26 protein-coding genes are annotated in these 25,516 nt (G+C 53.9%); 21 read left to right on the forward strand and 5 right to left on the reverse strand.

Annotation, left to right across the window (positions count from 1 at the left end):
- Nucleotides 1-16: 16 nt before the first annotated feature.
- Together dprA and ACZ5BI_RS02630 are read left to right on the forward strand one after the other, a co-directional pair.
- Nucleotides 17-1,186 (forward strand): DNA-processing protein DprA, encoded by a 1,170-nt coding sequence (gene dprA / locus ACZ5BI_RS02625; RefSeq protein WP_278619049.1) that lies wholly within the window; start codon nt 17-19, stop codon nt 1,184-1,186.
- 2 nt (nt 1,187-1,188) lie between these two features.
- A complete protein-coding gene (locus ACZ5BI_RS02630) occupies nt 1,189-2,100 on the forward strand; it encodes a tyrosine-type recombinase/integrase (RefSeq protein WP_316691115.1) in 912 nt (303 codons plus the stop codon).
- A 155-nt stretch (nt 2,101-2,255) separates the two neighbouring features.
- Here ACZ5BI_RS02630 and ACZ5BI_RS02635 read toward each other — a convergent pair whose 3' ends face one another.
- Complete coding sequence (locus tag ACZ5BI_RS02635; protein WP_464896580.1) at nt 2,256-2,801, reverse strand: M23 family metallopeptidase; 546 nt, start codon at nt 2,799-2,801, stop codon at nt 2,256-2,258.
- A gap of 419 nt (nt 2,802-3,220) precedes the next feature.
- Between ACZ5BI_RS02635 and rpsB the strand changes: the two genes are divergently transcribed.
- The 9 genes from rpsB to ACZ5BI_RS02680 all read left to right on the forward strand — a co-directional run bounded on the left by rpsB (nt 3,221) and on the right by ACZ5BI_RS02680 (nt 11,826).
- Nucleotides 3,221-4,123, forward strand: a complete 903-nt coding sequence (rpsB, locus tag ACZ5BI_RS02640; protein WP_278605848.1) for a 30S ribosomal protein S2 — start codon at nt 3,221-3,223, stop codon at nt 4,121-4,123.
- Between the two features lie 31 nt (nt 4,124-4,154).
- The gene (gene tsf, locus ACZ5BI_RS02645; RefSeq protein WP_399336750.1) at nt 4,155-4,994 is read left to right on the forward strand and encodes a translation elongation factor Ts; all 840 of its coding nucleotides are present in this window, start codon (nt 4,155-4,157) and stop codon (nt 4,992-4,994) included.
- A gap of 221 nt (nt 4,995-5,215) precedes the next feature.
- A complete protein-coding gene (gene pyrH, locus ACZ5BI_RS02650) occupies nt 5,216-5,914 on the forward strand; it encodes a UMP kinase (RefSeq protein ID WP_238128060.1) in 699 nt (232 codons plus the stop codon).
- A gap of 4 nt (nt 5,915-5,918) precedes the next feature.
- Nucleotides 5,919-6,476, forward strand: coding sequence for a ribosome recycling factor (gene frr / locus ACZ5BI_RS02655; RefSeq protein WP_238128030.1), 558 nt, complete (start codon nt 5,919-5,921; stop codon nt 6,474-6,476).
- 45 nt (nt 6,477-6,521) lie between these two features.
- Nucleotides 6,522-7,367 (forward strand): phosphatidate cytidylyltransferase, encoded by an 846-nt coding sequence (locus tag ACZ5BI_RS02660; RefSeq protein ID WP_464896581.1) that lies wholly within the window; start codon nt 6,522-6,524, stop codon nt 7,365-7,367.
- Between the two features lie 137 nt (nt 7,368-7,504).
- The gene (rlmN, locus tag ACZ5BI_RS02665) at nt 7,505-8,710 is read left to right on the forward strand and encodes a dual-specificity RNA methyltransferase RlmN (RefSeq protein WP_464896813.1); all 1,206 of its coding nucleotides are present in this window, start codon (nt 7,505-7,507) and stop codon (nt 8,708-8,710) included.
- A complete protein-coding gene (locus ACZ5BI_RS02670; protein ID WP_238128028.1) occupies nt 8,707-9,258 on the forward strand; it encodes a DivIVA domain-containing protein in 552 nt (183 codons plus the stop codon). Before rlmN ends, ACZ5BI_RS02670 begins: the two co-directional genes overlap by 4 nt.
- A 54-nt stretch (nt 9,259-9,312) precedes the next feature.
- Nucleotides 9,313-10,527, forward strand: coding sequence for a 1-deoxy-D-xylulose-5-phosphate reductoisomerase (dxr, locus tag ACZ5BI_RS02675; RefSeq protein WP_464896582.1), 1,215 nt, complete (start codon nt 9,313-9,315; stop codon nt 10,525-10,527).
- Nucleotides 10,528-10,536: 9 nt separating this feature from the next.
- On the forward strand, nt 10,537-11,826 hold the full coding sequence (locus tag ACZ5BI_RS02680; protein WP_464896583.1) for a M50 family metallopeptidase: 1,290 nt from the start codon (nt 10,537-10,539) through the stop codon (nt 11,824-11,826).
- Between the two features lie 12 nt (nt 11,827-11,838).
- On the opposite strand, the gene ACZ5BI_RS02685 is transcribed toward ACZ5BI_RS02680, so the two are convergent.
- Nucleotides 11,839-11,973, reverse strand: a complete 135-nt coding sequence (locus ACZ5BI_RS02685) for a hypothetical protein (RefSeq protein ID WP_464896584.1) — start codon at nt 11,971-11,973, stop codon at nt 11,839-11,841.
- Between the two features lie 27 nt (nt 11,974-12,000).
- Between ACZ5BI_RS02685 and ispG the strand changes: the two genes are divergently transcribed.
- The 7 genes from ispG to ACZ5BI_RS02720 all read left to right on the forward strand — a co-directional run bounded on the left by ispG (nt 12,001) and on the right by ACZ5BI_RS02720 (nt 19,091).
- The gene (gene ispG, locus ACZ5BI_RS02690) at nt 12,001-13,131 is read left to right on the forward strand and encodes a flavodoxin-dependent (E)-4-hydroxy-3-methylbut-2-enyl-diphosphate synthase (RefSeq protein ID WP_464896814.1); all 1,131 of its coding nucleotides are present in this window, start codon (nt 12,001-12,003) and stop codon (nt 13,129-13,131) included.
- A gap of 708 nt (nt 13,132-13,839) precedes the next feature.
- Nucleotides 13,840-15,705: a proline--tRNA ligase gene (locus ACZ5BI_RS02695; protein ID WP_464896585.1), complete on the forward strand. Its 1,866-nt coding sequence runs from the start codon at nt 13,840-13,842 to the stop codon at nt 15,703-15,705.
- Between the two features lie 3 nt (nt 15,706-15,708).
- Nucleotides 15,709-16,200 (forward strand): peptide deformylase, encoded by a 492-nt coding sequence (def, locus tag ACZ5BI_RS02700; protein WP_316087296.1) that lies wholly within the window; start codon nt 15,709-15,711, stop codon nt 16,198-16,200.
- A 602-nt stretch (nt 16,201-16,802) separates the two neighbouring features.
- A complete protein-coding gene (locus ACZ5BI_RS02705) occupies nt 16,803-17,300 on the forward strand; it encodes a DUF3145 domain-containing protein (RefSeq protein WP_238128023.1) in 498 nt (165 codons plus the stop codon).
- A 1-nt stretch (nt 17,301) separates the two neighbouring features.
- Nucleotides 17,302-17,733 (forward strand): acyl carrier protein, encoded by a 432-nt coding sequence (locus ACZ5BI_RS02710; protein WP_316087295.1) that lies wholly within the window; start codon nt 17,302-17,304, stop codon nt 17,731-17,733.
- A gap of 393 nt (nt 17,734-18,126) precedes the next feature.
- On the forward strand, nt 18,127-18,564 hold the full coding sequence (locus ACZ5BI_RS02715) for a hypothetical protein (RefSeq protein WP_316087432.1): 438 nt from the start codon (nt 18,127-18,129) through the stop codon (nt 18,562-18,564).
- A gap of 260 nt (nt 18,565-18,824) precedes the next feature.
- A complete protein-coding gene (locus tag ACZ5BI_RS02720) occupies nt 18,825-19,091 on the forward strand; it encodes a hypothetical protein (RefSeq protein ID WP_464896586.1) in 267 nt (88 codons plus the stop codon).
- A gap of 276 nt (nt 19,092-19,367) precedes the next feature.
- Here the strand turns inward: ACZ5BI_RS02720 and ACZ5BI_RS02725 are convergent, their stop codons facing one another.
- Both ACZ5BI_RS02725 and ACZ5BI_RS02730 read right to left on the reverse strand, forming a co-directional pair.
- Complete coding sequence (locus tag ACZ5BI_RS02725; protein WP_024059180.1) at nt 19,368-19,757, reverse strand: hypothetical protein; 390 nt, start codon at nt 19,755-19,757, stop codon at nt 19,368-19,370.
- A 960-nt stretch (nt 19,758-20,717) separates the two neighbouring features.
- Nucleotides 20,718-21,062: a DUF4298 domain-containing protein gene (locus ACZ5BI_RS02730; RefSeq protein WP_316086946.1), complete on the reverse strand. Its 345-nt coding sequence runs from the start codon at nt 21,060-21,062 to the stop codon at nt 20,718-20,720.
- A gap of 180 nt (nt 21,063-21,242) precedes the next feature.
- Here ACZ5BI_RS02730 and relB point away from each other — a divergent pair, with 180 nt between their 5' ends.
- Nucleotides 21,243-21,464 carry a type II toxin-antitoxin system RelB family antitoxin gene (gene relB / locus ACZ5BI_RS02735; protein WP_316086947.1) on the forward strand — a complete coding sequence of 74 codons (222 nt, stop codon included), beginning with the start codon at nt 21,243-21,245 and terminating at the stop codon, nt 21,462-21,464.
- Nucleotides 21,465-21,532: 68 nt separating this feature from the next.
- On the forward strand, nt 21,533-21,727 hold the full coding sequence (locus ACZ5BI_RS02740) for a type II toxin-antitoxin system RelE family toxin (protein WP_464896587.1): 195 nt from the start codon (nt 21,533-21,535) through the stop codon (nt 21,725-21,727).
- Between the two features lie 206 nt (nt 21,728-21,933).
- On the opposite strand, the gene aceE is transcribed toward ACZ5BI_RS02740, so the two are convergent.
- Complete coding sequence (gene aceE / locus ACZ5BI_RS02745; RefSeq protein WP_412585232.1) at nt 21,934-24,681, reverse strand: pyruvate dehydrogenase (acetyl-transferring), homodimeric type; 2,748 nt, start codon at nt 24,679-24,681, stop codon at nt 21,934-21,936.
- 322 nt (nt 24,682-25,003) lie between these two features.
- On the opposite strand from aceE, the gene ACZ5BI_RS02750 reads away from it, so the two are divergent.
- Nucleotides 25,004-25,432 carry a DUF3052 domain-containing protein gene (locus ACZ5BI_RS02750; RefSeq protein WP_278611335.1) on the forward strand — a complete coding sequence of 143 codons (429 nt, stop codon included), beginning with the start codon at nt 25,004-25,006 and terminating at the stop codon, nt 25,430-25,432.
- Nucleotides 25,433-25,516: the final 84 nt, after the last annotated feature.

Raw genomic sequence — 25,516 nt, forward strand, 5'->3', positions numbered from 1 at the left:
AGAAAGAGAGGCAAGTATGGATGATAACTACCAGTACCGTCTGGCCTGTGCCAGTTGGTCCCGGCTGACTGAGGCGGGTGATCCGGCCGCCGATTTGCTCCTTAATGAACTCGGACCGGTTGCCGCGTTAAAAATTGCCCGGCGCGCGGCCAGTGATGATCCCGAGCGCTGGCACACTTATCTGCCGGTAGAACTATTGCGGCGCACCGGCACTGATAAATGGGATAAGAGTTTTGCCCGGTGGCGCAGCCGCCTGGAAGTACTCGACTTACCGGCGCTAGAAAAGCTACTAGCAAAGGGGCGTTTTAAGTTAGTTACTCGCCGGGATCCCGATTGGCCAACCGCGTTTAATAACGTCAGCAATGCCCCCTGGGCGCTGTGGGCGATCGGGGATACTTCTCTAATGAACCGGGACTGCGGCAAAACCGTAGCGATGGTGGGGGCGCGTGCAGTTTCCGCCCTCGGCCACGATGTCGCCACCGAACTTGCTTGGCGCTGCGCTAGCGAAGGGATCACTTTGGTTTCCGGAGGTGCTTACGGGGTGGATTGCCTGATTCATCAGGCGTGCCTGCGTGCCTCGGCTCCTACGATCGCTCTCCTTGCCGGGGGACTGGATCGTCCCTATCCGGCTACAAACAGCGACCTGTTTAAACAGATTTCTCGCAGCGGTCTGTTGCTTAGCCAATACCCGCCTGGGGCGCGTCCTACGCGCTGGCGATTCTTAGATCGAAATCGCCTAATCGCGGCACTATCAGCTGCAACCGTAGTGATCCAGGCTGGTTTTCGGTCGGGGGCGCTCAATACTGCCCGGCATGCCATAGAGCTAGGTCGTCAGGTAGGGGCAGTGCCCGGGCCAATAAATCAACCCGAATGGGCAGGCTCCAACCAAATAATTCGGGACGGCGCTACTCTAATTAGCGGTGCAGAGGACGTTTTAGAAATGATTGCGCCTTTGGGGACGGTAAATACTGAAAGAGGCCGAGTGAAAAGCGGTTATCTTGACGGTTTAGATCCTTTGAGCGGGCGGATTCTGGATGCTACTCCGCTACGCAGCCCCGCCAATATAGAGGCAATTGCGCGTGCCAGCGGGGCAGCTATCGGGGAAGTTGTCGCGGCAATGGGTAACCTGGAAATGGAGGGGCGAGTGATTCAGGTAGCCGGTAAATGGAAAAAGGCGGGGGTCTAAGAATGCGAGCAGCCAAGCGGGGGCAAGTACTTGAAGATTATCGTCACTACCTGAAATATGCGAAAGCATTTTCTGAAGCCTCAATAAAAGCGTATCTGGCAGATCTGCGCGGATGGCTGGATCATTGCCATATCAAAGAAGAACAATCTATTCTGCCTGCCTGCTCCTTACCGGCGGCGCGGAACTGGTTAGCGCAGCTGCGCGCGGAAGGGCAATCGAATACCACCATTGCGCGAAAAATAGCGGCGCTGCGTGCCTTCTCTAAATGGGCGAAACAGAACCAAGTGGTGGAAACGGATTTTGCGAAACAATTGCGTACCCCGAAAACTGCGAAAAATCTGCCCCACTTGCTGTCGATTGACCAAGCAAAACAACTACTTGCCTGGTGCGAAAGTCAAGCAGATAATGATGCGGTCATGGCTCGTGATTGGGCGATTTTCGAATTGATTTATGCAACCGGGGCGCGGGTGGGAGAAATATGTGCCCTACTTCCGGAAGATATTGATTTCGAAGCCCGCACTGTACGCCTGTGGGGTAAAGGCTCAAAAGAGCGAATAGTCCCCTTCAGCCCTCAGGCCGCCAAAGCCCTCCGGTTTTACCTGCAAGCGGCGCGGGGAGAGCTCCAAAAGTCTGCATCGAGTGACGCCCTCTTTTTGGGGGCACAAGGGGGAGCAGTTTCGGAAAGGATCGTGCGGGGACGTCTGCATCGTGCCTGTGCCTTGGCAGGAGTGCCCGATTTAGGGCCCCACGGACTGCGTCACTCAATGGCTTCCCATATGTTGGAGGGGGGAGCAGACCTGCGGGTAATCCAGGAAATGTTAGGACACTCTGCGCTGTCTACAACGCAGCGTTATACCCACGTGGATGCGCATCGCATAATTGGCGCCTATCAGCAGGCGTTTCCCCGTGCCTAATTACTTTCACGGCGTAGGTTTTACTCAAAATAGACGGTTGCGACTTTTTAGCCCACCGCAGAGTCTGTTGCCTGGTATCTGCAGACAGCGGCCTGGTAGCAGCAGATGCCAGTACAGCTATCCCCGGAAAACGGGGCAGATACTAGCCCCCGATTTTAGGGATCGGGCAGGAGTCGGATAGGTCCAAAGATTAGCAGGAGGGGATTTAGATAGTGATGGTCATCAATTTTTGCCCCAAAATGCAGCCCCGGGTGCCCCGCCTGAAGGGTTCCAATCTTTTGGCCGGCCGCCACTGCCGTCCCTACCGTTAAATCACTTTTGACCGGGGTATAGGTGGTACGTATCAGCGCTGAATGTTTAATTGAGATGCTGGGGCTGCCCGCGATGGTTCCCACAAAAAATACGGTTCCCTCGCGGGCGCTAAAAACCTCACTGCCTGCAGGAATGTTTAAATCAACTCCGCGGTGTCCGCTGCCCCAGGGAGATGCCGGGGGATTGAAAGGGCGTAGTATCTTCACGGGAGAGCGACTGGGCCAATGGTAGAACCCAATTTCGCCGGATAGTTGTCGCAGATCTACCAGCTCGGCGTTACTCGCGGGACGCACGGCGGCCGCAACTGGCGGAGCAGGAGCAGATGCCAGCAGACAAATGGCGGATAGCGCCGCTAGTATTAGCAGGGGTGGGGGAGAAGATCGCTTCATACCCTCCAGCTTGAACGCGGTAAGCCCTGGGAGAAACTCCTAAATAACTTGGTAAGCAAAAGCGATAACTATGTGCCTGTGGGGATAACTAGAAAAAGTAACCCTACCGGCACAATCTGGGAAACTGTCAGCAGGTTAACACTGTTCAGTGCCGCTTTCAGCTTGGGGTAGGCTATGATTTCCCGCTAAGCTAGCTCTTAGCACCTGGATTGCCAGGTGACTTCGCGTACGACTACCAGCCCAGCTGGGTCACGCTGGCTTCGGTCCTGTTTTTGGTGGGGTCTTTTTGGGGTAACCCGAAAGTGATTTCTACTGGCTGAAACAGGTGTCAGTGGACGTCGTGCCAGGAACCGAATGGAAACCGTAAGCGGGGCAGATAGCCCCAAAATACGTGCGCCTTAGCGCACTGAAAGGAAGTCATGGCGGTAGTAACCATGTCTGAGCTGCTCAAGAGCGGCGTACACTTTGGACATCAAACCCGGCGTTGGAACCCCAAGATGAAACCCTTCATCTTGACTGATCGCAACGGTATTTATGTAATCGATTTGGCGCAGTCTCTCGACGGCATTAATCGCGCCTACGATTTCGTGCGGCAAACCGTGCTGCGCGGGGGAAATATCCTGTTTGTCGGCACCAAGAAGCAAGCACAAGACTCCATTGCGGAGCAAGCTGAGCGGGTAGGGATGCCCTATGTTAACCAGCGCTGGTTGGGCGGAATGCTAACCAACTTTGGGACCGTGCACAAGCGTTTGCAGCGTCTAAAAGAACTTGAACAAATCGACTTCGACGATGTAGCCGGTTCGGGGCGCACTAAGAAAGAACTGTTGATGATGAGCCGCGAGAAAGACAAGCTTTCCCGCACTCTAGGTGGTATCCGCGATATGGCGCGTATCCCCTCCGCTGTTTGGATCGTTGACACCAATAAAGAGCACTTGGCAGTAGCAGAAGCCAACAAGCTGAACATCCCGATCGTAGCGATTTTGGATACCAACTGTGATCCGGATGAGATCGAGTTCGGCATTCCCGGCAATGATGACGCTATCCGCTCGGTAGCGCTGCTCACCCGGATTATTGCCGATGCCTGCGCTGATGGCTTAATTGCTCGCTCGCAAAAGGCGGCAGCTAAGAAAGAAACTAGCGAGCAAGAGGCTTCTTCCAGCGAAGAAGCCGCTCCGGCCAGTGATGAACCCTTGGCTGATTGGGAGCGGGAACTGCTAGAGGGTACCGCAAATAGTGAAGAGGGCGAAGAAAAGAAAGCCGAAGAGCCCGCCGCTTCCGCGGAAGAGGAAAAAGCCCCCGCCGAAGCAGAAAAGTCTGAATAATCCGCTAAGGATCGTTAACGAGAGGAACATACTGATGGCTATTTCGATGCAAGATATTAAGGAACTGCGCGAACTGACCGGCGCCGGTCTGATGGAAGTTAAGAAGGCACTGGAAGAGGCAAACGGCGACAAGGAAGCAGCGGTAAAGGCGATCCGTTTAGCGGGTAAGAAATCCCTGGCTAAGCGAGAAGATCGTTCCACTGCGAATGGTCTGGTGATGGCGAAAGTGCTGGACACCGCGGACGGACAGGCCGGCGTAATGGTAGAGCTGAACTCCGAAACTGACTTTGTGGGCAAGTCCCCCAAGTTCGTGGAGGCCGCCGAAGAAATCATGCAAGCGCTGGTTGACAGCGGGGTAAGCACTCGCGAGGAACTGCTGGAAGCAAAATGTGGCGAAGGCACCGTTAAAGAAAAGGTAGAGGAAATCGGCGCCCTCTTCTCTGAAAACATTGTTTTGGGTAAGGTAACCCGGATTGATGGCGAGGCCGTAACCAGCTACCTGCACTACTCCTCCGCGGATCTGCCTGCACAGGTCGGGGTACTGGTAGCCACCGATAAAGCCGGCGCAGACGTGGCGCACGATATCGCACTACACATCGCCGCTTATGACCCCCGTTTCATTGACCGCGAAGAAGTTCCCCAGGCGGAACTGGATAAGGAACGCGAAACTCTGCGGGAAATGACCCTGAAAGAGGGCAAGCCGGAAAAGATCGTTGACAAGATCGTGGAAGGCCGGATGGGATCGTTCTACAAAGACAACTGCCTGCTAGACCAGGATTTTGCGAAAGATCCGAAGAAGTCGGTAGGGCAGATAGTGAAAGCCTCGGGTGGGAAAGTTACTGCTTTCGCCCGCTTCCACGTAGGTTCTTAAGCAAATAGTGATGTGGCCTCAGGGAAATCCTGAGGCCACATCTTTATATCCAGACAGTTAATTGGGGATTTGCCTCCAGTAAATAGCAAGATTGCAAGGGAGAAGCACCCCAGCTTTTACGCTTCGGGTTAAGGTAGTAACAGGCATATTGCCCTCAAGGAAACAACAATATTAAGGGGATAAGGGTGAACCAAGAAGTCGGAAATAAACAACGCAGAGTGATGCTGAAAGTGTCCGGCGAAGTCTTTGGGGGCGGCCAAGTTGGCATGGATCTCGACGTAATCAATTCGGTAGCTCACCAGATTGGGGCGGCCGTTGAACAAGGAGTCCAGGTCGCAGTGGTAGTTGGGGGCGGAAACTTTTTCCGGGGCGCCGAGCTTTCCCAGCGCGGCCTCGATCGGGCACGCGCCGACTATATGGGAATGCTAGGAACGGTAATGAATTCCCTGGCCTTACAGGATCTCTTGGAACAGGCAGGGGTAACTACCCGGGTACAGACCGCCATCACTATGGGACAAATCGCCGAACCCTATATCCCCTTAAAAGCGGTACGCCATATGGAGAAAGGTCGGGTAGTAATCTTCGGTGCCGGATCCGGCCTACCGTTCTTCTCTACCGACACGGTAAGTGCCCAGCGCGCCCTCGAAACCCATTGCCAAGAGCTATTGGTAGGTAAAAACGGCGTTGATGGGGTTTATAGCGCAGACCCGAAGACTGACCCCACCGCCACCCGATTTGATCATCTAACCTATCAAGAAGCTCTCCAGAAGGAACTGAAGGTTATGGATGCCACTGCTTTCAGTCTCTGTATGGATAACAAACTAAATACTCGGGTATTTGGAATGTCTGAGCCCGGCAACGTTACTTCAGCGCTGTTAGGTGAGACAATCGGTACATTAGTTTCTGCTGACAAGGAGTAACCAAGTGATTGACGATATTCTGCTCGAAGCTGAGGAGAAGATGGAAAAAGCCATCGAGTTCTCCCGGGAAGAATTCACTGCGATTCGCACCGGGCGGGCCAATGCTGCCATGTTTAACCCGATTATGGTGGAGTACTATGGGGCGCCCACGCCTTTGCAGCAACTAGCTACCATCAATATCCCGGAGCCGCGCACCGTGCTGATTTCCCCCTATGACAAATCCTCCACTAACGATGTCATCAAGGCGGTTCGGGACAGCGACCTGGGGGTAAACCCCACTGACGAGGGAAACCATATTCGGGTAACCTTGCCGGAACTAACCGAGGAACGTCGCCGCGACTACGTAAAACTTGCGGGACAAAAAGCTGAGGAAGGTCGCGTATCTATTCGCGGTATTCGCCGTAAAGCCCTGGATCAGCTGGGCAAGCTAAAGAAAGATGGCGATGCCGGCGAGGACGAAGTAACGCGCGCAGAAAAAGAAATCGAGGCTTTGACGAAGAAACAGGTGGACACGATGGATGCTCTGTTAGAAGCCAAAGAAAAAGAACTAATGGAGATCTAGTTGAACCACCGTCCCCCGATCCAAGGCGAGGGATCTGTCTCTTTGATGAACCCAGAACCTACCAAGAATGCGCCCGCAAAACCGAAAAAGTTGCGGGCAGGACGCAACCTACCGGCCTCGATTGCGGTGGGGGTAGGCCTGGGTGCCGTGGCGTTAGCTTTGCTCCTGGCACCACCGGTATGTTTTTTGGTGTTCATCATGGTAGTGGCGGTGATGGCCGAATTTGAGATGGCGCGAGCCGTATCTCGGATTAGGGTAAAACTGTGTTTACCACCCCTGGTGGTGGGCAGTATCGGGATGCTGGTCTGCGCCTATCTCTTAGGACCGGAGGGGGTATGGGCGGCGCTACTAGCTACTTTGATAGCTTGTGCTATTTGGCGTTTGAGCAGCGGTCCTTCCAAGTTCGCGACTCGCGACCTGCTAGTTACCAGTTTTGTGGCCATCTATTTGCCTTTCTTGGCATCATTCGTGGTCATTATGCTGCATAATCCCCATCATCCCGCCCCGATAATAATGTGGATCGTGGTCACCATATGCAATGACATTGGTGGCTACGCGGCGGGGGTACTTAAAGGTAAGCACCCTCTGGCTCCGGCGGTTTCGCCCGCAAAATCTTGGGAAGGGTTCGCCGGTTCCGTAGTGATGTGCACACTCGCCGCCGCAGTTGCGGTTTGGGCGACCGGAACTCAGGTTTGGGCAATCGCAGTGCTAGGGATTCTCACTCCCATGGTTGCTACCTGCGGAGATTTAGGAGAGTCCTTAATAAAGCGGGATTTGCAACTTAAAGACATGGGTAATTTACTACCTGGTCATGGCGGAGTGATGGATCGCCTGGACTCGCTGCTAATCACCGTGCCCCTCTTTTTCCTGGTGTCCTTGGGGATCTTTTAAAGGATGGCAAACTCAAAATGGCAAAGCTAGCGCAACCAGGATCGGCTCAAAAGCGACAAAAGGACGGATCCCGGGCATCTTTGAAGGGCGGACGCTTCGCTGATAAGGCTAGCGGATCCACCAGCGATAAAGAGTTGATGCGCCGGGCCAAACCGCGGCGCGATCCCTCCCAAGTAATGCCCACCGACCAGGCCCCTGAGGGAGCTAGCACCCCGGATGCGCGCCCCGTGCTGCGTTTCCAAGCAACTAAACGCTCGAAACCCCCAGCGCATTTGGCCGATTTTGATCTGGCGGGACGCAAACAAATGCTAAAAGAGGCCGGTTTTCCGCCCTTTAGAGCCGACCAATTATCCCGTCACTATTTCACGCACCTAACTACCGATCCGCACCAAATGTCTGATCTGCCCGCTACCGGGCGGGAGAAACTCGCGGAGCTGGCATTTCCGCAGCTAGTTCAGCAAGTCGTGGAGCGTAGCGGTGATCAGGGAATGACTCACAAATACCTGTGGCGACTATTTGATGGCGCCGAAGTAGAGTCGGTACTAATGCGCTATCCTTCCCGCGCCACCCTCTGTATTTCTTGCGAAGTGGGATGCGGAATGGCTTGCCCCTTTTGCGCCACCGGACAAATGGGTCTGACCCGTAACCTTTCAACCGCTGAAATCGTAGAACAGGTGCGCCTGGCACGTAAGGTGTGTCAGGAGGGCGAACTGGGCGGAGATCCCTGCAACCTCTCCAACGTGGTGTTCATGGGGATGGGAGAGCCCATGGTTAACTATCGGGCAGTGCTGGGCGCGATTCGCCGCTTGATTGCCGAGCCCCCGGAAGGGTTCGGAATGTCCGCGCGGGGAATCACGGTTTCTACTGTGGGGCTGGTGCCCGGAATCAAGAAGCTAACGGAAGAGAAAATCCCGGTCACCTTGGCGATTTCCCTGCACGCTCCCGACGACGAATTGCGTGATGAGCTAATTCCAATAAATTCTCGCTTCCAGGTTAGCGAACTGCTAGACGCTGCTTACGATTATTTTAAAGCTACCGGTCGGCGGGTCTCCATCGAATACGCCCTGATCAAGAACATGAACGACCAGGCGTGGAGAGCGGGACTACTGGCAGATTTGCTGAATGCCCGCGGGCACGGCTGGGCGCATGTGAACCCGATTCCGTTAAATCCCACCCCCGGATCTATCTGGACGGCGAGTGAATCCCACGCGCAAGCAGAATTTGTGGATACTCTGGAACGTAAAGGTATCACCACCACTATCCGCGATACTCGGGGACAAGATATTGATGGAGCGTGTGGTCAATTGGCAACTAAATCTCGGAAGGAGAGGACTGGCAAATGAGCGAGAACAACTTTCCTAGGGCCGGTTTTTTTACGCGGGGATACGACCCCTCCCAGGTAGACGAGTTTTTTGCGGATGCTCGCAAAGCCTATGAGGGCGGGGTGCCGGCTGAAAAATTCTCGGCCGCCCAGGTGCGGGGTGCCCATTTTGATCTAGTGCGTCGCGGATATCAAACTGCCGCGATCGACCAGGCTATGGATCGTCTGGAAGCCGCTTTCGTGCGGCGTGACCGAGCAGATAATGTGGCAGTTAACGGTTCGCAAGCCTGGATGGAAAGGGTAGCGCAGCGGGCAACTACCCTTTATCCGCGGATGCTCCGTCCGCGGGGCAAACGTTTCGCTCACCCAAACGGTAAAGGCTATGACGCCACCCAGGTGGATGAACTACTCGACCGGCTCGCACAGTATTTTGACTCGGATAAGGGAATCACCTCTGCCGAGATTCGCAGTGCCACTTTTAAGACTGCAAAGAATGAAAAGGCTTATAAAGAGGGCGTAGTCGATGCCTATCTCTCGCGGGCGGTAGAAGTACTGCTGGCGGTGGAATAACTGTTTGCCTTCGGGCAATAACCGGCAAAATATTTTTCGAATCGGGGAGGGGCAGTGCGCGACGTTTTCATTTTGGGATCCACGGGATCTATTGGTACGCAAGCACTGGAGGTAATCGCTCAAAATTCGGGGCGGTTTTGTGTGCGCGCCCTCAGCGCTGGTGGGGCTAACCTAGCGTTACTGGCGCGGCAAGCTGCCCGTTTCCGCCCCGAAATTGTGGCGATTTCTTTAGATAAGAAGGAAGAGTTCTCCACTGCGCTAGCTGCGGAACTTCCTGGCGCAGATAAATATCAACCCGAGATTTTGACAGGAGACGATGCTAGTGCCCGAGCAGCGAGGAGAGCCAGCCGGCAAGCGGTCGTCCTCAATGGGATTACCGGCGGGGTGGGGCTGGCTCCTACTTTGGCCGCCTTGGATAGTGGGGCTACCTTAGCGCTGGCAAATAAAGAATCTTTGATTGTAGGCGGCGCCTTAGTTAAAGCTGCCTGCCAGCGCCCTGGCCAAATCGTACCGGTAGATTCTGAACATTCGGCGATTGCGCAAGCCTTAGCTAGTGGTGTCCACCATAAGGGGTTAACCAGCGTAAACCAGGATGGTTACAGTGAAGTAAGCCAGATTATCCTTACTGCCTCTGGCGGTCCTTTCCGGGGAAAGAAACGTGCAGATTTAGCTGAGGTCAGCGCGCAGCAAGCCCTCAATCACCCCACTTGGTCAATGGGGCCGGTGGTGACTATCAACTCTTCCACCCTGGTAAACAAGGGTTTGGAACTGATAGAAGCTCACCTTTTATTCGATGTTACGCCCGAAAATATTGTGCCGGTGATTCATCCCCAATCGATTATTCACTCCGGGGTAACTTGGATTGATGGCGCCAGTATTTTGCAGGCCTCCCCGCCCGATATGCGCCTGCCGATCGCCCTGGGACTGGATTGGCCGAACCGCCTAGAAAAAACTGTTGCTCCTCTGGATTTCACTCAAGCCCAGCAGTGGCAATTCGAACCGGTAGATCATGAAACTTTCCCGGCAATAAAACTGGCGCGCCAAGCAGTGGCGGCCTCCGCTTCTCACCCGGCGGTTTATAACGCCGCCAATGAAATATTCGTAGATGCCTTCCTGGATGGAAGCTTGCCCTACCTGCAAATAGTGGATTCGCTAGCGCGAGTATTGTCCGAACATACCGGGGTAGAGAATCCAGATTTAGGGCAAATTATGGCTGCGCAAACCTGGGCGAAAACTAAGGCTCAGGAAATTGTCATGAACGCTAGGTAGGCTATCCCCATGGCTTTTTTGCTGGGAATAATAATTCTGGTTATCGGACTGATTATCTCTATTGGTCTGCATGAATGTGGGCACCTGCTACCGGCTAAAAAATTTGGGGCACTAGTTCCCCAGTTCATGATTGGGTTCGGTCCCACCCTGTTTTCACGCACGCGCGGGGAAACCGAATACGGAGTTAAAGCCTTCCTTCTAGGGGGTTATTGCCGCATCCTGGGAATGTACGGCCCGGGTGACCCGGATCAATTTGCCTACAAACTGGACGGCAAGAAACTTTCAGTACGCCAGGCGCGCGCCCTCGACCCGGAGGAAGCCGAAAACTTGGTTCCTACCTGGTCGCAAGAAGCCCGAGACGCCTCGCTTTCTGAGATTCCTTCAACTCAGCGCCACCGCGGCTTTTACAACCTGCCGGTATCCCAGCGCCTAGTGGTGATGTTCGGCGGGCCAGTGATGAACCTATTTTTAGCGTTCGTACTTATGGCGATAGCAATGCTGGGGATTGGGATTGCCACCCCCACTACCACTGTTGATAAAGCCGTTTGCTTAAAAGCAGGACAGGTGGTTGATTGCGGCCAGGAGGGAGCCCAACCCTCCCCGGCAGCCAAAGCCGGGATTAAACCGGGAGATAAGTTAGTCGCCTGGGATGGCCAGAAAATTAACACCTGGGAAGACCTGCGAAAATATGCTAACGCTACCCATGGGGATGCCACCGTGTCAGTCCAGCGCGGCGGGGAAGTTATTGAACTGCACCTATCCGGGGTAGATGGGAAAGCTGGGCTCTATGCGCGTTCGGTGCGTCAAAGCACGGGGCTGGCCACCTACGGGCAAACCATGTGGCAAATGTTCTATCAAACCGGAGCAGTAGTCTTGAAACTGCCGGTAGCCGTGTGGGATGTGGGAGTTGCAGTCTTCACTGACACCCCGCGCGATAGCTCCGGAATCATGTCAGTCCTGGGAGTAGGTAGAATCGCTGGGGAGATCGGTTCTGCGCCCTCAACCCAGGTAACCCTGGCGGATCGCGCCGGAGGGTTACTTTCCCTGCTAGCTTCCCTAAATATGGCGCTGTTTGTATTCAATCTGATTCCGCTGCCGCCGCTAGATGGGGGACATATTGCCGGTGCTTGTTGGCAAGGAATCAAAAACACCTATGCGCGGCTCCGTTCGCGCCCCGCTCCTGGCCCCATTGATGCCGCGAAAGCTGTGCCGTTGACCTACGTGGTGGCAGGACTGTTGATAGCGATGACCGTGCTACTGATGGTGGCGGATATTGTTGACCCCATTCGCTTACCTTAGGTTCTGAGTTCGCTATTGGGAGCGCTCATCGTTTAATACTGGCGGTCTTTCGCCCTCAGTGATTACTGTAAAATAGGCCGGGGAAATAGTGCAGGTAAAAGCGTTATTCTTTCCAGAAACTAGGGCTTTAGTGTCTGAAAGCGTCATAATAGGAACGTGAGTGTTGAACTAGGAATGCCGGAAGTAAAGCCCGCGGGTTTCCCGCGAAAGAAAACTCGCAAGATTCGCTGCGGAGACGTAGGTATTGGGGGAGATGCCCCAATCAGCGTACAGTCCATGTGTACCACCAAAACCACCGATATTGGTGCCACCTTGCAGCAAATCGCGGCGCTAACGGCCGCCGGGTGCGATATTGTGCGGGTAGCCTGCCCCAGCGCCGATGATGCGGAGGCGCTGCCGATAATCGCCCAAAAATCTACTATTCCGGTAGTCGCCGACATTCATTTCCAACCCAAATATGTGTTCGCCGCGATTGAGGGCGGCTGCGCAGGGGTGCGGGTAAACCCCGGTAATATCCGCAAATTCGATGACCAGGTAGAAGAAATCACCAAATGCGCCCGCCAGCACGGCACCGCCCTGCGGATTGGGATAAATGCCGGTTCCCTCGATCCGCGGGTAATGGCACGCCATGGGAAAGCCACCCCGGAGGCTTTGGCAGAATCCGCCGTTAATGAGGCACGCCTGTTCGAGCAATACGATTTTCATGACTTTGCGATCTCGGTTAAACACCACGACCCGGTGACTATGATTCGCGCCTACGAATTGCTCAGTGAAATGGGGGATTGGCCGTTACACCTGGGAGTAACCGAGGCAGGCCCGGCTTTCCAAGGCACTATCAAATCGGCGACCGCTTTCGGAGCGCTGCTTCGTCAAGGCATCGGGGATACTATCCGGGTGTCGCTATCTGCTGATCCAGTGGAAGAAATAAAAGTCGGGATTGAAATCCTGCAATCTATGGGGCTAAAAGAACGCACCCTGGAGATTGTTTCCTGCCCCTCCTGCGGACGCGCCCAAGTTGATGTTTACAAGTTGGCAAACGCAGTAACCGACGCGCTTAAAGACGAGATTAAAGTGCCGCTGCGAGTCGCGGTTATGGGGTGTATCGTGAACGGTCCCGGCGAGGCGCGGGAAGCCGACCTGGGGGTAGCCAGCGGTAACGGTAAAGGAAAAATCTTTATTAAAGGCGAAGTGATTAAGACGGTTCCCGAAGAGGAAATCGTGCCTACCCTGATTGCGGAGGCGCATCGTCAAGCCGAGCTACTAGGTCTAGAAGAAGGCTCTGGCGAGGTCGAGGTAACTGTCTAGTTTCTCTAGGCAGGAGTGGGAAAAGTACTCGGGGAACCCCGGTAACGCGCGTGAGCAGATTTTACCTCGCGCCCCGAAATCCGTGAAAATGCCTTGGCATTTTCACGGATTTAACGCCCGGAGCCTACCCTTCGGCATAAATCTGCCCACGCGCTTAGTATCACTCTCCCTCTCGCATCTTTTCCCGCGGGGAGGATTGGTTTTTTCCTCCTGCCCAAGAATTCGGAAAACGTAGCGACGTTTCCCGAATTCTTATGCCCACCGCGCCTGCTCGGATAAAACCAATCCTCCCCGCTTAAGTCCAGCCAACAGGCGCATCTTTTCCCACTCCTGCCCCAAAATTCCAACAGTCTAGCTACGTTTACCACGCTTAACCCGGTTGCCTTTTCATATTGTTCTTCCGCGACGCTTCTTGCAGGAAGATATTGGCATTCCAAACCCTTCTTCGGTGCAAAAAATGGTCGTAATGTTGCTTGCTGTGGCCGTAACCCCGAGCGCGAGAGAGAAGTTTTATCCGATCAGGTTAAGTGGGCGTAAAACTCGCAGATGCCCGCGGGTATCTGCGAGTTTTTGGGCGGGAGGAAAAACTTCTCGCTCGCGCGGATCTACCAGATAGCTTCCACACACCTAGTGCAGAAAGCTTTCACATGATTCCTGCCGGAACGGCGCGGTTTAGGTTCCTTTGCATCATCTACTAAACTGGCGAACGTGGCTTACAATATGTCGACTTATTTTGTCAGGACTTTGCGGGAAGACCCGGTAGATGCCGAAGTGGATTCCCATAAACTGCTGGTGCGCGCCGGTTATATTCGCCGTGCTGCACCCGGAATCTATACGTGGACCCCGCTGGGGTTGCGCACGATTCGGCGCGTAGAGCAGGTAGTGCGCGAAGAAATGGATCGCATCGGCGCCCTTGAGGTAGCTTTCCCCGCGCTGTTGCCCCGCGAACCCTATGAAGCGACGAACCGTTGGGAAGAGTTCGGGCCCTCCCTGTTTAAACTGCAAGACCGCAAAGGCGCTGACTATCTATTGGCGCCCACTCACGAAGAAATGTTCACCCTGTTGGTGAAAGACTTTTATTCGTCCTATAAAGATCTGCCGGTCGTCCTCTACCAGATCAAAGAAAAATATCGGGACGAGGCGCGCCCTCGGGCAGGCCTGATTCGCGGCCGCGAATTCATTATGAAGGACGCCTACTCTTTCAACATTGACGACGAGGGGCTGGAGGCATCCTATCAGCAGCAACGCCAAGCATATCAGCGGATTTACTCGCGGTTAGGGCTAGATTTCGTGATTTGTTCCGCGATGGCGGGTGCTATGGGAGGCTCGCGCTCGGAAGAGTTCATTTTCCCTTGCGCTATCGGGGAAGATACTTTTGTGCGCTCCGAGGGCGGGTATGCCGCCAATGTGGAGGCCGTGACCACTATTGCGCCCGAGCCGCAAGATTATTTGCACCTTCCGGCTGCGATTGAACGTAAAACCCCCGGTGCACACACTATAGAAGCATTGGTGGATTACTCGAACGAGCACTTCCCCCGCGAAGACGGCCGGGCGTGGACTAAAGCTGACACTTTGAAAGCCTTCATGGTTGCCGCGACTTATGCCGATGGTAAACGGGAAGTGCTGCTCCTGGGCGTACCCGGGGATCGCGAAATTGATATGCGGCGCCTCGAAGCCTCCTTGGGGGCAGACGTAGAAATGGCGACCCCGGAAGATATGGCCGCCTACCCGAATATCGTACCGGGCTTTACTGGGCCTACCTGCGCCGGGCCAGACCATCCGGATCGCAAAATTGATGAGGACGGAAACATTTCAGGCAGCCCCCGCTGCCTCCTAGATCCGCGGGTAGTAGAAGGTACCGAATGGATCGCGGGCGCCGGCAAAGAAGACACCCACCTTTATCACTTGGTGGCGGGCAGAGATTTCCGCGCTGACGGCTTTATTGAAGCTGCGGAAGTGCGAGATGGGGATCCGGCTCCCGATGGTTCTGGAGCCTTGCAGACCGCCCGCGGAATCGAAATCGGGCATATCTTCGCCCTCGGAACAAAATATTCCGAGGCGCTAGGGCTAAACGTGCTCGATCAAAACGGGAAATCCCAGGTAGTAACCATGGGTTCCTACGGGATCGGAGTTTCCCGGGTTATGGCCGCTATCGCCGAGGAATACCACGACGAGGTCGGGCTGAAATGGCCAACTAATGTGGCGCCCTTCCAGGTGCATGTACTGGTGACCGGCAAAGGGACAGAACTTTTCGAGGCCGCGCAAAAGGTGGGAGAGCAGCTCACCGCCGCCGGGATCGATACTTTGATCGATGATCGCAAGAAAGTATCTGCCGGGGTTAAATTCAAGGATGCGGAACTGCTCGGCATGCCCTGGCTGGTAGTGATCGGGCGCGGACTCAAAGAAGGAACCGTGGAAGTGCGATGCCGTGCCACTGGTGAACGCCGCGAAATCGCAGTTGCGGATGCCTTCCAATATGTAAATGACCAGGTGCGCCGGGATCTGGAGGAAGCCTCTGCGCGGGCAGAAAAAATCGTTCCGGCTGCGGTGGCAGCGGGCAGCGAGGAGGAATAAGCAATGGCATTTCGAGAAATCAGAGTAATCGGAGATCCGGTTTTGCGTACCCCCTGTGAACCGGTAGACGAAATCGATGAACATATAAAACAGTTGGTAGAAGACTTGCTGGAAACGGTAGATGCCGATGGGCGTGCCGGGCTGGCCGCTAACCAGATTGGCGTGGGGCTGCGGGCTTTCTCCTGGAACATTGACGGGGAAGTCGACTATATTCTTAATCCTCGTCTGGTAGAGGTTTCAAAAGACGAATATCAAGATGGCGACGAGGGTTGCCTGTCGGTTCCCGGCTTATTTTTCCCCTGCCAGCGTGCCTGGTATGCGCGCGCCGAAGGGATTGACCTGGATGGCAAGCCGAAAGTGGTCGAAGGCGAAGAGCTTATGGGGCGTTGTATCCAGCATGAATGTGACCACTTAGATGGTCATCTTTATCTTGATCGCCTCGATCGGTTAACGCGTCGGAAAGCCTTTAAAGCAATCCGCGAAAAGGGTCTGTAGCCACTTAAAGTTCATTTCCCTTTTGGGTCGAGGTCGGGGAAAGCACTCGGGGGACCCCGGTGAGCCTTGCTATGCTCGGCTCAAGCCCCCTCTCGCATCTTTCCCCGGCCTCGACCCGTGCTAAGAGTCTGGCCGGATGAAACCCAGACCCCGCGCCATTACTCAAGTCTCACGCAAGGTTACATTCAACTTTGGAGCGTACCTACCGCGCCTTGTGGTTCGAACCCTTTTGTAACTTTTCCCGGCCACGCCCCCATACTGTACATACTTAAGCGTTGATTGCGCGCGGGAGTTATATTTATCCTCCTGCCCAAAAACTCGAAAAAGCCGGAGGCGTTTTCGAGTTTTACGCCCGCCTAGCCTTATCGGACAAATATAGCCCCCGCGCGTTTACCTAGTTCCCTTTCGCATCTTTCCCCGCACGTAAAACCACAGGTGTCACATTAACCTCAGTAGTCACAAAATTGGTGGTCAGAGGCTTTTGGGGTTGTTGAAAATCGCTATCGAGGGCAAAATAGAAACTGAGACACCGCGCGTCATCACTCTGTAGTGCGCATAGGCCGTTGGGGAAGACGAACCTTGCGATCACTAAAGGAGAAGCGATGAACAAGGATTACACCCGCGGTGTACTTTTCGTACACTCATGCCCTCGTGCGCTGTCTAGTCACGTGGAATGGGCGGTTGGAGCAGTTCTAGATCAACGCGTCAACCTAGAGTGGACGGAACAACCTGCTCAACCCGGGATGTTCCGCTCGGAGCTGTCCTGGGTCGGCAGGGCTGGGACTGGCGCTAAACTAGCCTCCGCACTGCGCGGATGGGAACATTTGCGTTTCGAGGTTACCGAGGACGCCTCCGTAAACAACAATGGGGGACGCTGGTCATACACTCCAGACTTGGGGATTTTTCATGCCCAAACCGATGTGGTGGGCAATGTGGTGATCCCAGAAGATCGAGTGCGCTCGGCGCTTGCCCAAGGCAGTCAAGAAGAATTGCGTCGCCTACTGGATTTGGCGTTGGGAACCGCTTGGGACGAAGAACTCGAACCTTTCCGCTACGCGGGAGCGGGCGCTCCCGTGCGCTGGCTACATCGAGTGGGCTGAGATGGCACTAGATGCTGATGCGCTAGCGGCGCTCGCCGATTTTGGTAAAAACCTGCCTGGCGGATCAGAGAATGAAAGCGGGGGAGAGGACGAATCTGCGCGTAATCCTGGCCTTGAATCTGGAGAGATTTCTGAAGAAAGTGGCGGTAGCGACACGGATGCGTCCTCAAAAAATATTCCTGCTGTCTGGGAAAACTTTAGTGGTGATCCCACGGTTATAGCCTGTCTTTTGGAAGCTGTTGCTGTGGAAACTGACTGTGCTCAGGCAGATTTGCAGCCGGAGACGGAGCTGAGAACCCAGTTAGATTTCGATGATCTTTCGCTGTACGCGGTGGTAGCACGGCTTGAGGGAGAACTGGGTGAAAAACGTTCCGATACTCAGATCGCCGAATGTGAAACTCTGGGGCAGCTGGCGAGCTTGTATCACTGGTAGTAAGCATCGAATTAGGTGGTACTCGCAAAAACAATTCATATCTCGAGGATAAGTAGCGCTTTAGGGGTGCTTGGCAGGGGTTTGTCACATCAGGAGTTGCGTAAATGCAATAAAACTACGTGAGTTGCGTATATGCAACAAGGGGTGGCATCTAAGGAAAGAAACTGGTTTCCCCCAGGAGCCTTAACCGGTTTTGACCATGGGTAAAACGCATCATTTCGGCATGTCGCGACCGTTTTTCCTGGGGTCTTTCTCGAACTAGTAACGGGGTTTGCTAATTTTCCTATTCTTAAAAACCTATAATGATGCCATAAGGTTCCCGCCAGGCTTTTTGTCTCCGCGTCCTACATAGGTGGTGAGGGAAACATTTAGGCTCAAGAAAGGAATGGAGAAATGAAAACTCAAAAACTTATGGTAGTGCTGGCGAGCGCGGTGCTGGGGCTGGGGCTTGCTGGGTGCGCGGGTAATGCTGACGCGAGTGCTCCGGTGTACAAGGTGCCGACTGTCTCGGATATGGATAGGGAAAAGCAGGCTTTGAACGCTGAGCGCGATAAGAAGATTGCTCGGAACCATGCGGCGAGGGCGAAAGCGGAGGCGGAAGCTAAAGCTAAGGCAGAGGCGGAGGCTCCTGCTAAGGCTAATAAGGCACAGGCTCCTGCCCCGGTGAAAGCTCAGCCCAAGGCACGCAACTATCAGCCGAAGGCGCGCACCTATCAGAAGAAAGCTCAGCCTAAGCGGCAGTACCAAGCTCCTCGCCGCTCCGGGACTAAGGCTAAGGCAGACAATTCTGGCGAATGGAAAGTCGGGGGAAAGCAAAAGCTACAAAGATGACAGCTCGAAATGGACGTACAAGGGAAATAACCAATTCGAAGTTTCCGGATGCGGAGATAGCGAGGGCAACACCTGGCCCTGCTAGAAAACTGAACGCTTAATACCTTGTAGCCCCGGCGCTTTGCTGGGGCTACAAGTGTATCTGGGCGCAATTCCCGCCCGACCTCAAAACCTTTCCACCAGCGCTTTTATTCTTGGAAACCTATTTACACATTACCCATAGTGGAAACACTAAATAGACGTAAGGAGGGGTTTCCAAGATGATGCAAAGAGTATCGAAACGCTTGGTGCTGCTAGCTGCCCTAGGGGCGTTAGCCTTAAGCGTAATAGTTCCAATCGCTCCAGGCGGTGACAATCCAGGATCCTGTTTAGTAACGGAGATTAGGGAACAGGTGCCGGTCGGAGAGGTGAACTTTTACGCATATCCAGCTAATCACCGTCAGGGGAGAATGCCGGAAACGCAATTGGCTCTTTTCGTTTCTGGAAATGGCTCCTATTCGCGGAAGCGAGGCAAGAGAAAACCATGAGCGGTTGAAGCTACAAAGGCAGTAACTAACCGAGATAACCCGCCGGCTGGTGCAGATCATAGGACCCCGACTCCAGCGTCAGTAAATCGGCGGGCAAGTACCACCCTTACTGGATCATGCAACGGAACGCTCACTATCTATGCTTCTGGGACTAACGCTTCTATATCGGTAGGTGGCAGACATGGGGGGGTCGAGCCTAAGCCTGCCTTGGAATGGCGCGTTTGCGGCTACGTTCACGGCTGATGGATCGGTAAGCGGCAGTTGGAATTGCGGGAATTAGACCTTGGCCAGTTCGGCGGTGCCGTAAGAACGCATTTTTGCGCCGGTAAGATATACCCCGTCTTCTTGGGTGGAGATATAGTCGATGAACATTCCGATAGAGGAGTTCTCACTTAAGGTGCTTGCTTCTAGATCGGTGAGGCTGGGTGCCTTAGCCCCTTTGTCTTGCGCGGCTACTACCCTTACTTTGCCGGTTTCGGATAGGGCGTAGATGGTTCCGCAGCCCCCGGCTCTTTCGATTCTAGCCAGCAGGGTGCCAACAGTCTCGCTTTCTAGGCAAGCGATAAGCGGGGTATGGCCCCTAGAATCAATAACTTTTGGAGTAGTGTTTCCGAGCATGACGTTGTAGAGGACTTCGTTCTCGAAGTCTGCCAATTCCTTGTTCACTTTCACACCTCCACCAGTTTATTAATTTCTTGCCTGATTCTTAGTATAGCCATTCCCAATGCGTCCTGAACATCCCTTGCCCGGTTAAGGACCTTAATCGTTTCGCGCGGGTGCCCATCCCTCTCCCCGTATTTGTAGTAGTGGATGTGGGCGTTGGAGTGGGTGCAGTCTATCGAAAGGTGCGTTTGCCACCTGCCAGTGTTTTCGTTTCTGACCTGGAGCACAAAAACAAATTCGGTTAATCTTCCGGCCTGAGTCCAACGGTTACCTTGGATTCGCAAGTATTCTATATCGCAGGGCACAATGTCGCTGATTGGGTACTTCTCGCACCTTGTTCTAGACGGTATCTGGTAATCCCCGTTTGGAAGGCCATTATCCCAATTTTGCTTGCACACACAGAAATCTTAACAAAATCCCTTTTCCTCAAAACTTCCAATACTACACAGTGGGAATTTAGCTTTCACCTGGGTTTTTGCGCTCGCGCCCTACATAGGGAGTATGCAAGAAAATCAAAATCTCATGAAAGACCTCGATTTCAGGTTGGTTGCTGATTTTTTCGTTTCTCACGAGAGGGACGAACTAGCTCCGGCTTACAAGGTCGGAGTTACCCGCTCCCCACCGGTATTCCACGCATCTTTTATCGCGATGGAGGAGCTGGAAAGGAAGAGGCGCTTTGTAACTAGGCGGAGCATTTGCCACCGCGAATACCTTCTTCCCAGAATGTTCATTTTCTTGGGTACAGCTAACCCGTTAAGTCGCAATGCAGCAAGCATCAGGCGCATATCAATATGCGGAATCCATAAAAATCAAGGGAGGTGTTTTCAAATGGTAAAAAAATTACTTAAGCGCATTTTTGTGCTCCTGGTAATCACTAGTCTGGCTTTGACCGGCGGTGTTTCACAGAGTATAGGCGCTAAAAGTCCAGAGCTCTACCCGGTAGTTGAGACGTGGCGGTAACTTTCAGCCGGGGAGATGGTGTTTTTCGCACACTCGGCTAGTTAACGCGATTTCTTTTAGTCGCTCACGGAGAGCTTCGGCGTCTCCGAGGGCGTCATAGGCTGCGTCCTCGGAGAGTACCCCGCGCGGCAAATCTTCCGGCAAAAGCCCCTGGTTATCGGCTTCTAGATCCTCCCACCAGGCTTTCCCGGAATAATACTTGTCCAAGGCGCGGTAATCGTCCCACATCTGTTCATAGGTATCGAGGGCGCCCTCGACAGTTGCAATCGCGTCATTGAGACGCACTAACGCTGCCTCCATTCGCGATACCCGCTCAATTTGTTTCGCAGAAACTTCAGCTTTTTCCATAGCGCTATCCTCCCACACCTCACCCGCAGCTGCTTATCTCAAGATATTTCTGGAGGGCACACCTGCGCTTATTGTGCATTCATGACCTACTCTAGTGGCAGCTATTGCTATAACTTGTCGCAAGCTATTGACCAGCGTCCAGGCGTGTAGTACTTTGTACTACAAAGGGGAGGGGGAGAGATGGCATTTTCCATCCGGATGAGTACAGAAGAAAAAGAGCTAGCCACCAGCTATGCGAACTTACACTCCATTACCTTGGCAGAAGCCTTTAGGCAAGCACTCTTCGAAAAGATAGAGGACGAGTTCGACCTGGCAGTAGCCGATGAGGCTCACCGCGAATGGGTGGAGGACGGAAAGAAATCCTACTCGTGGGACGAGTTCAAGAAAGAGCTCGACCTGTGAAATATCAGTTCCGGGTAACCAACAGGTTCAAAAGACAATTCCGAAAACTCGATCGTTATACCCAGCGCATGATAAGCAACTGGATTGATAAAAATCTGGTGGAAACCCCAGATCCCCGCAGCCACGGTAAACCGTTGCGGGGGAACTATGCGGGGCAGTGGCGTTACCGCATCGGAAACTATCGCCTCATCTGCGAGATTGAAGATGACCACTTCTATATTCAAGCCTTAGCAATCGGGCATCGCAAAGAAATCTATCGCTAGCGGTAGCGTCGCAACTCTTGGGAAGCCTCTAAGACCAGGGTTGTCCGGGTTCGCAATAAGTGGGGTAATACGAGCTAGTGCGCTTTCATCGGGGCAATTGGTGAATCCAGAATCAATAGCTTCGGGTTTTGGGGGGTAGCTCCAGAAAGTAAAGGGGGGCGGACATCGGGAAATGGGCGCAACCCTGATGCGATTAGTGTCAGACTTTACTGTTCGCCAGAAGAACCAGCGTTCGGATTTAGTAGGTCATAGCGATTCAAGGCCTGAGTAACCACTGAACGATCTTGCAGAATCCCGTCCTCATTTAAAGCCTCCAAGGCCTGAACTACCAGGGATTCGGCATCAATCAAGAAGTGGCGGCGCGCGGCGGCACGGGTATCGGAATACCCGAAATCCGAAGCACCCAGCACCTTATATCGTCCCGGCACCCAGGGGCGAATCATATCGGGAACCAGATGGTCATAATCCGAAGTCGCAATCACCGGTCCAGTGGCGTTACGGAGTCGCTGAGTAACATAGGGCAAGCGATACTCTTCATCCGCATGAAGCAGGTTATGGCGATCGCTGTCCATACCGTCCCGGCGCAGCTCATGCCAGCTGGTCACCGACCAGACTGCTGCATCAACCCCCCAATCCTGCATCAAAAGCTTTTGCGCCTGCAGCGCCCAAGGAACCGAAATCCCCGAAGCCAGCAGTTCTACCTTCGGCCCGCCATTTTCATAATGACCGGTCAAGGCATACATGCCGCGCAGAACTCCCTCAACATCGACTCCTTCGGGTTCTGCGGGCTGGTGAATCGCCTCGTTGTAAACCGTCAAATAGTACATGACGTTCTGGTCGCGCCCATCGGAGCCATCCCCATACATCCGCTGCATTCCGTCACGAATAATATGGCGCAACTCGTAAGCATAGGCCGGATCATACTGCACAAACGCCGGGTTCGTGGCGGCAATAATCGGGGAGTGCCCATCGGCATGCTGCAGCCCCTCACCGGTCAAAGTAGTACGTCCCGCGGTTCCCCCAATCACGAAACCTCGTGCCAACTGGTCCCCGGCTGCCCAGAACTGGTCACCCGTCCTCTGGAAACCAAACATTGAATAGAACAGGTAGAACGGGATCGTGGGTTCCCCATTAGACATATAGGAAGTGCCAGCCACCTGGAAAGCGGCCGCTGCTCCCGCCTCATTAATCCCGGGGTGCAGAATCTGGCCATCTTTCCCCTCGGAATAATGCAGCATCAAATTTTCATCGACTGCGGTGTAATTCATCCCCAGAGTGTTATAAATTCTCGCGGAGGGGAACATAGAGTCCATCCCGAAAGTCCGCGCCTCATCCGGCACAATCGGCACAATCCGCTTGCCGAAGTCTTCATCCTTCAAAAACTCTTTCATTAGGCGCACCAGCGCCATGGTGGTGGCAACTTTCTGCTTCCCAGAACCCCCTTTGAGGACGTCATAAACGGAATCGTCTGGCAGGGAAATCTGCATCTGATTGCGTTCTTTAGGACGTGAAGGCAAAAATCCGCCTAACTTTTCACGACGCTCAAACATATATTGCAAGGATGGATGATCCTCGGAGGGACGATAATAGGGAGGTAGCTGCGGATCTTTCTCCAGCTCCTCGTCAGTAATCGGAATATGCAGCCGGTCGCGTAGCGCCTTCAAATCTTTCAAGGTCAGCTTCTTCATCTGGTGAGTGGAGTTGCGTCCCGCGAAGGTCTCACCCAGCACATATCCCTTAATGGTGTGCGCCAAGATAACAGTCGGCTGTCCCTTATGAGCCATCGCCGCATGATAGGCGGCGTAAACCTTGCGGTAATCATGACCGCCCCGCCGCAAATCCCAAATCTCCTCATCGGTCCAGTCCTCCACCATTTTCGCGGTGCGAGGATCCCGGCCGAAGAAATGTTTACGCACGTAAGCGCCATCATTAGCTTTGAAAGTCTGGTAGTCACCATCCAGGCATTCGGTCATAACTTTCAGCAGCGCATGGTCATGATCCTTAGCCAACAGCCGATCCCAGCCGCGACCCCAAATTACTTTGATAACGTTCCAGCCGGCGCCTCGGAAAAATGCCTCAAGTTCCTGAATAATTTGTCCGTTACCGCGCACCGGACCATCCAGGCGCTGTAGGTTGCAGTTGACGACAAACGTGAGGTTGTCGAGCTTTTGCTGCCCCGCTAGCTGCAACATTCCCCGCGATTCCGGTTCATCCATTTCTCCATCACCCAGGAAAGCCCAAGTGTGCTGGTCAGAACAGTCTTTGATTCCGCGGTTAGTTAAATAGGTATCGAACCAGGCCTGGGTAATTGCCTCGGCCGGTCCCAGCCCCATAGACACGGTGGGGTATTCCCAAAACTCGGGCAGGTGCCGCGGATGCGGGTAAGAAGGCAGGCCGTGAGGGGCTTGAGATAATTCCTGACGGAAACCATCCATATCCTCCTCAGACAGCCGACCCTCTAGGAAAGCCCGCGCGTAAATACCGGGGGAGGCGTGGCCTTGGAAAAAGACGTGATCCCCGCCGCTCGGGTGCGACTTGCCGCGGAAGAAATGGTTAAACCCGACCTCGTAAAGAGTGGAGATAGAGGCGTAGGAGGAAATGTGACCCCCCACGTGCACTCCTTGGCGTTGCGCGCGGGTAACCTGCACGGCGGCATTCCAACGCATCCAGCGACGATAGTCCCGCTCGATGCGTTCATCCCCGGGGAAAGTCGGTTCATCATGCGGCTTAATCGTGTTAGTGAAAGGCGTATTTAAATTGGCAGGCACCGCCACATTTTGTTCGCCGGCTTGAGAAAGCATCCGCAACAAAATATCGCGAGTACGCTCCGGACCGCGCTCTTTAATCAAATCATCCAAGGAATCCAACCACTCGCGGGTTTCTTGGGGATCCGGATCCGGCAGGGCGGTAGCTAACTGGTGTACAGAGTCCAGGGACGCCTTATTGTCACTCATAGGTTTCGTTGCTCCTCCAACAGAAAAGACCATACCCGCCAATTGTTAACTATTTTTCGCGCTTTGGCTACTGGAGCCGATCGGCCGGTAGGGAACCCGTAGAGATTAGGGATTCCCAGAAGTTACTCAAGACCTCAAGATCCGGCGCAAGCGAGTTCCCCAGGATCGCTAAAACCTTAGAGCCGAAGGTAGGGAAGATGACGAGGGCACAAGAGCGCGAAATAGGCTAAAAACTACTAAACTTTGCTAAAACAGGTGGCAGTTTTCTATGTGTTGGCGTCCGTGTTTTCTCCTTACGCTTTAATCATGTAACTTAGAGAGCGTGGAAACCACACGCGAAAGGCATGAGAGTTCCCTATCCGTATCGGAGATGGGGTTTAAGAAAGAACAAGTCATTCAGGAATTTGGTTGGGACGAGGACGTCGACGAAGATCTTCGCCAAGCCATAATGGATCAGATAGACGACGATCTCCAAGATGAAGATTTCACCGCGATGACCGATGGTGCCCTGATCTGGTGGCGCGATGACGATGGCGGGGTCGATGATCTTTCCGATGCGTTAATGGACGCGATGGGCAATATGGATGAAGGCGGATTGATCTGGGTGCTCAGCCCGATTGCCTCCGACCCCGGTGCCGTTGACCCGCGTCTAATTGAAGAGGCCGCAAAAACGGCGGGCATGAATCCCACCACCTCAGATGTGGTTTCCCCCCAGTGGGCGGGCACCCAAATAGTCTCCCGCGGTCGCTAGTTTTCCCGCCCCATCCCTCTGAAAAAGGTGGCTGGGGATAACTTGGAACGGTTGTCGCGCCGTTGGCATTAGTAACATTTCAGG

The organism is Varibaculum sp. GTC20041 (assembly GCF_055387755.1).

Excerpts from the sequence above, each read along its gene's own strand:
- dprA (WP_278619049.1), top strand. The coding sequence starts at position 17 with ATGGATGATAACTACCAGTACCGTCTGGCCTGTGCCAGTTGGTCCCGG.
- ACZ5BI_RS02630 (WP_316691115.1), top strand. The coding sequence starts at position 1,189 with ATGCGAGCAGCCAAGCGGGGGCAAGTACTTGAAGATTATCGTCACTAC.
- ACZ5BI_RS02635 (WP_464896580.1), bottom strand. The coding sequence starts at position 2,801 with ATGAAGCGATCTTCTCCCCCACCCCTGCTAATACTAGCGGCGCTATCC.
- rpsB (WP_278605848.1), top strand. The coding sequence starts at position 3,221 with ATGGCGGTAGTAACCATGTCTGAGCTGCTCAAGAGCGGCGTACACTTT.
- pyrH (WP_238128060.1), top strand. The coding sequence starts at position 5,216 with ATGCTGAAAGTGTCCGGCGAAGTCTTTGGGGGCGGCCAAGTTGGCATG.
- ACZ5BI_RS02660 (WP_464896581.1), top strand. The coding sequence starts at position 6,522 with ATGAACCCAGAACCTACCAAGAATGCGCCCGCAAAACCGAAAAAGTTG.
- rlmN (WP_464896813.1), top strand. The coding sequence starts at position 7,505 with ATGCGCCGGGCCAAACCGCGGCGCGATCCCTCCCAAGTAATGCCCACC.
- ACZ5BI_RS02670 (WP_238128028.1), top strand. The coding sequence starts at position 8,707 with ATGAGCGAGAACAACTTTCCTAGGGCCGGTTTTTTTACGCGGGGATAC.
- ACZ5BI_RS02680 (WP_464896583.1), top strand. The coding sequence starts at position 10,537 with ATGGCTTTTTTGCTGGGAATAATAATTCTGGTTATCGGACTGATTATC.
- ACZ5BI_RS02685 (WP_464896584.1), bottom strand. The coding sequence starts at position 11,973 with ATGACGCTTTCAGACACTAAAGCCCTAGTTTCTGGAAAGAATAACGCT.
- ispG (WP_464896814.1), top strand. The coding sequence starts at position 12,001 with ATGCCGGAAGTAAAGCCCGCGGGTTTCCCGCGAAAGAAAACTCGCAAG.
- def (WP_316087296.1), top strand. The coding sequence starts at position 15,709 with ATGGCATTTCGAGAAATCAGAGTAATCGGAGATCCGGTTTTGCGTACC.
- ACZ5BI_RS02705 (WP_238128023.1), top strand. The coding sequence starts at position 16,803 with ATGAACAAGGATTACACCCGCGGTGTACTTTTCGTACACTCATGCCCT.
- ACZ5BI_RS02710 (WP_316087295.1), top strand. The coding sequence starts at position 17,302 with ATGGCACTAGATGCTGATGCGCTAGCGGCGCTCGCCGATTTTGGTAAA.
- ACZ5BI_RS02715 (WP_316087432.1), top strand. The coding sequence starts at position 18,127 with ATGAAAACTCAAAAACTTATGGTAGTGCTGGCGAGCGCGGTGCTGGGG.
- ACZ5BI_RS02720 (WP_464896586.1), top strand. The coding sequence starts at position 18,825 with ATGATGCAAAGAGTATCGAAACGCTTGGTGCTGCTAGCTGCCCTAGGG.
- ACZ5BI_RS02730 (WP_316086946.1), bottom strand. The coding sequence starts at position 21,062 with ATGGAAAAAGCTGAAGTTTCTGCGAAACAAATTGAGCGGGTATCGCGA.
- relB (WP_316086947.1), top strand. The coding sequence starts at position 21,243 with ATGGCATTTTCCATCCGGATGAGTACAGAAGAAAAAGAGCTAGCCACC.
- ACZ5BI_RS02740 (WP_464896587.1), top strand. The coding sequence starts at position 21,533 with ATGATAAGCAACTGGATTGATAAAAATCTGGTGGAAACCCCAGATCCC.
- aceE (WP_412585232.1), bottom strand. The coding sequence starts at position 24,681 with ATGAGTGACAATAAGGCGTCCCTGGACTCTGTACACCAGTTAGCTACC.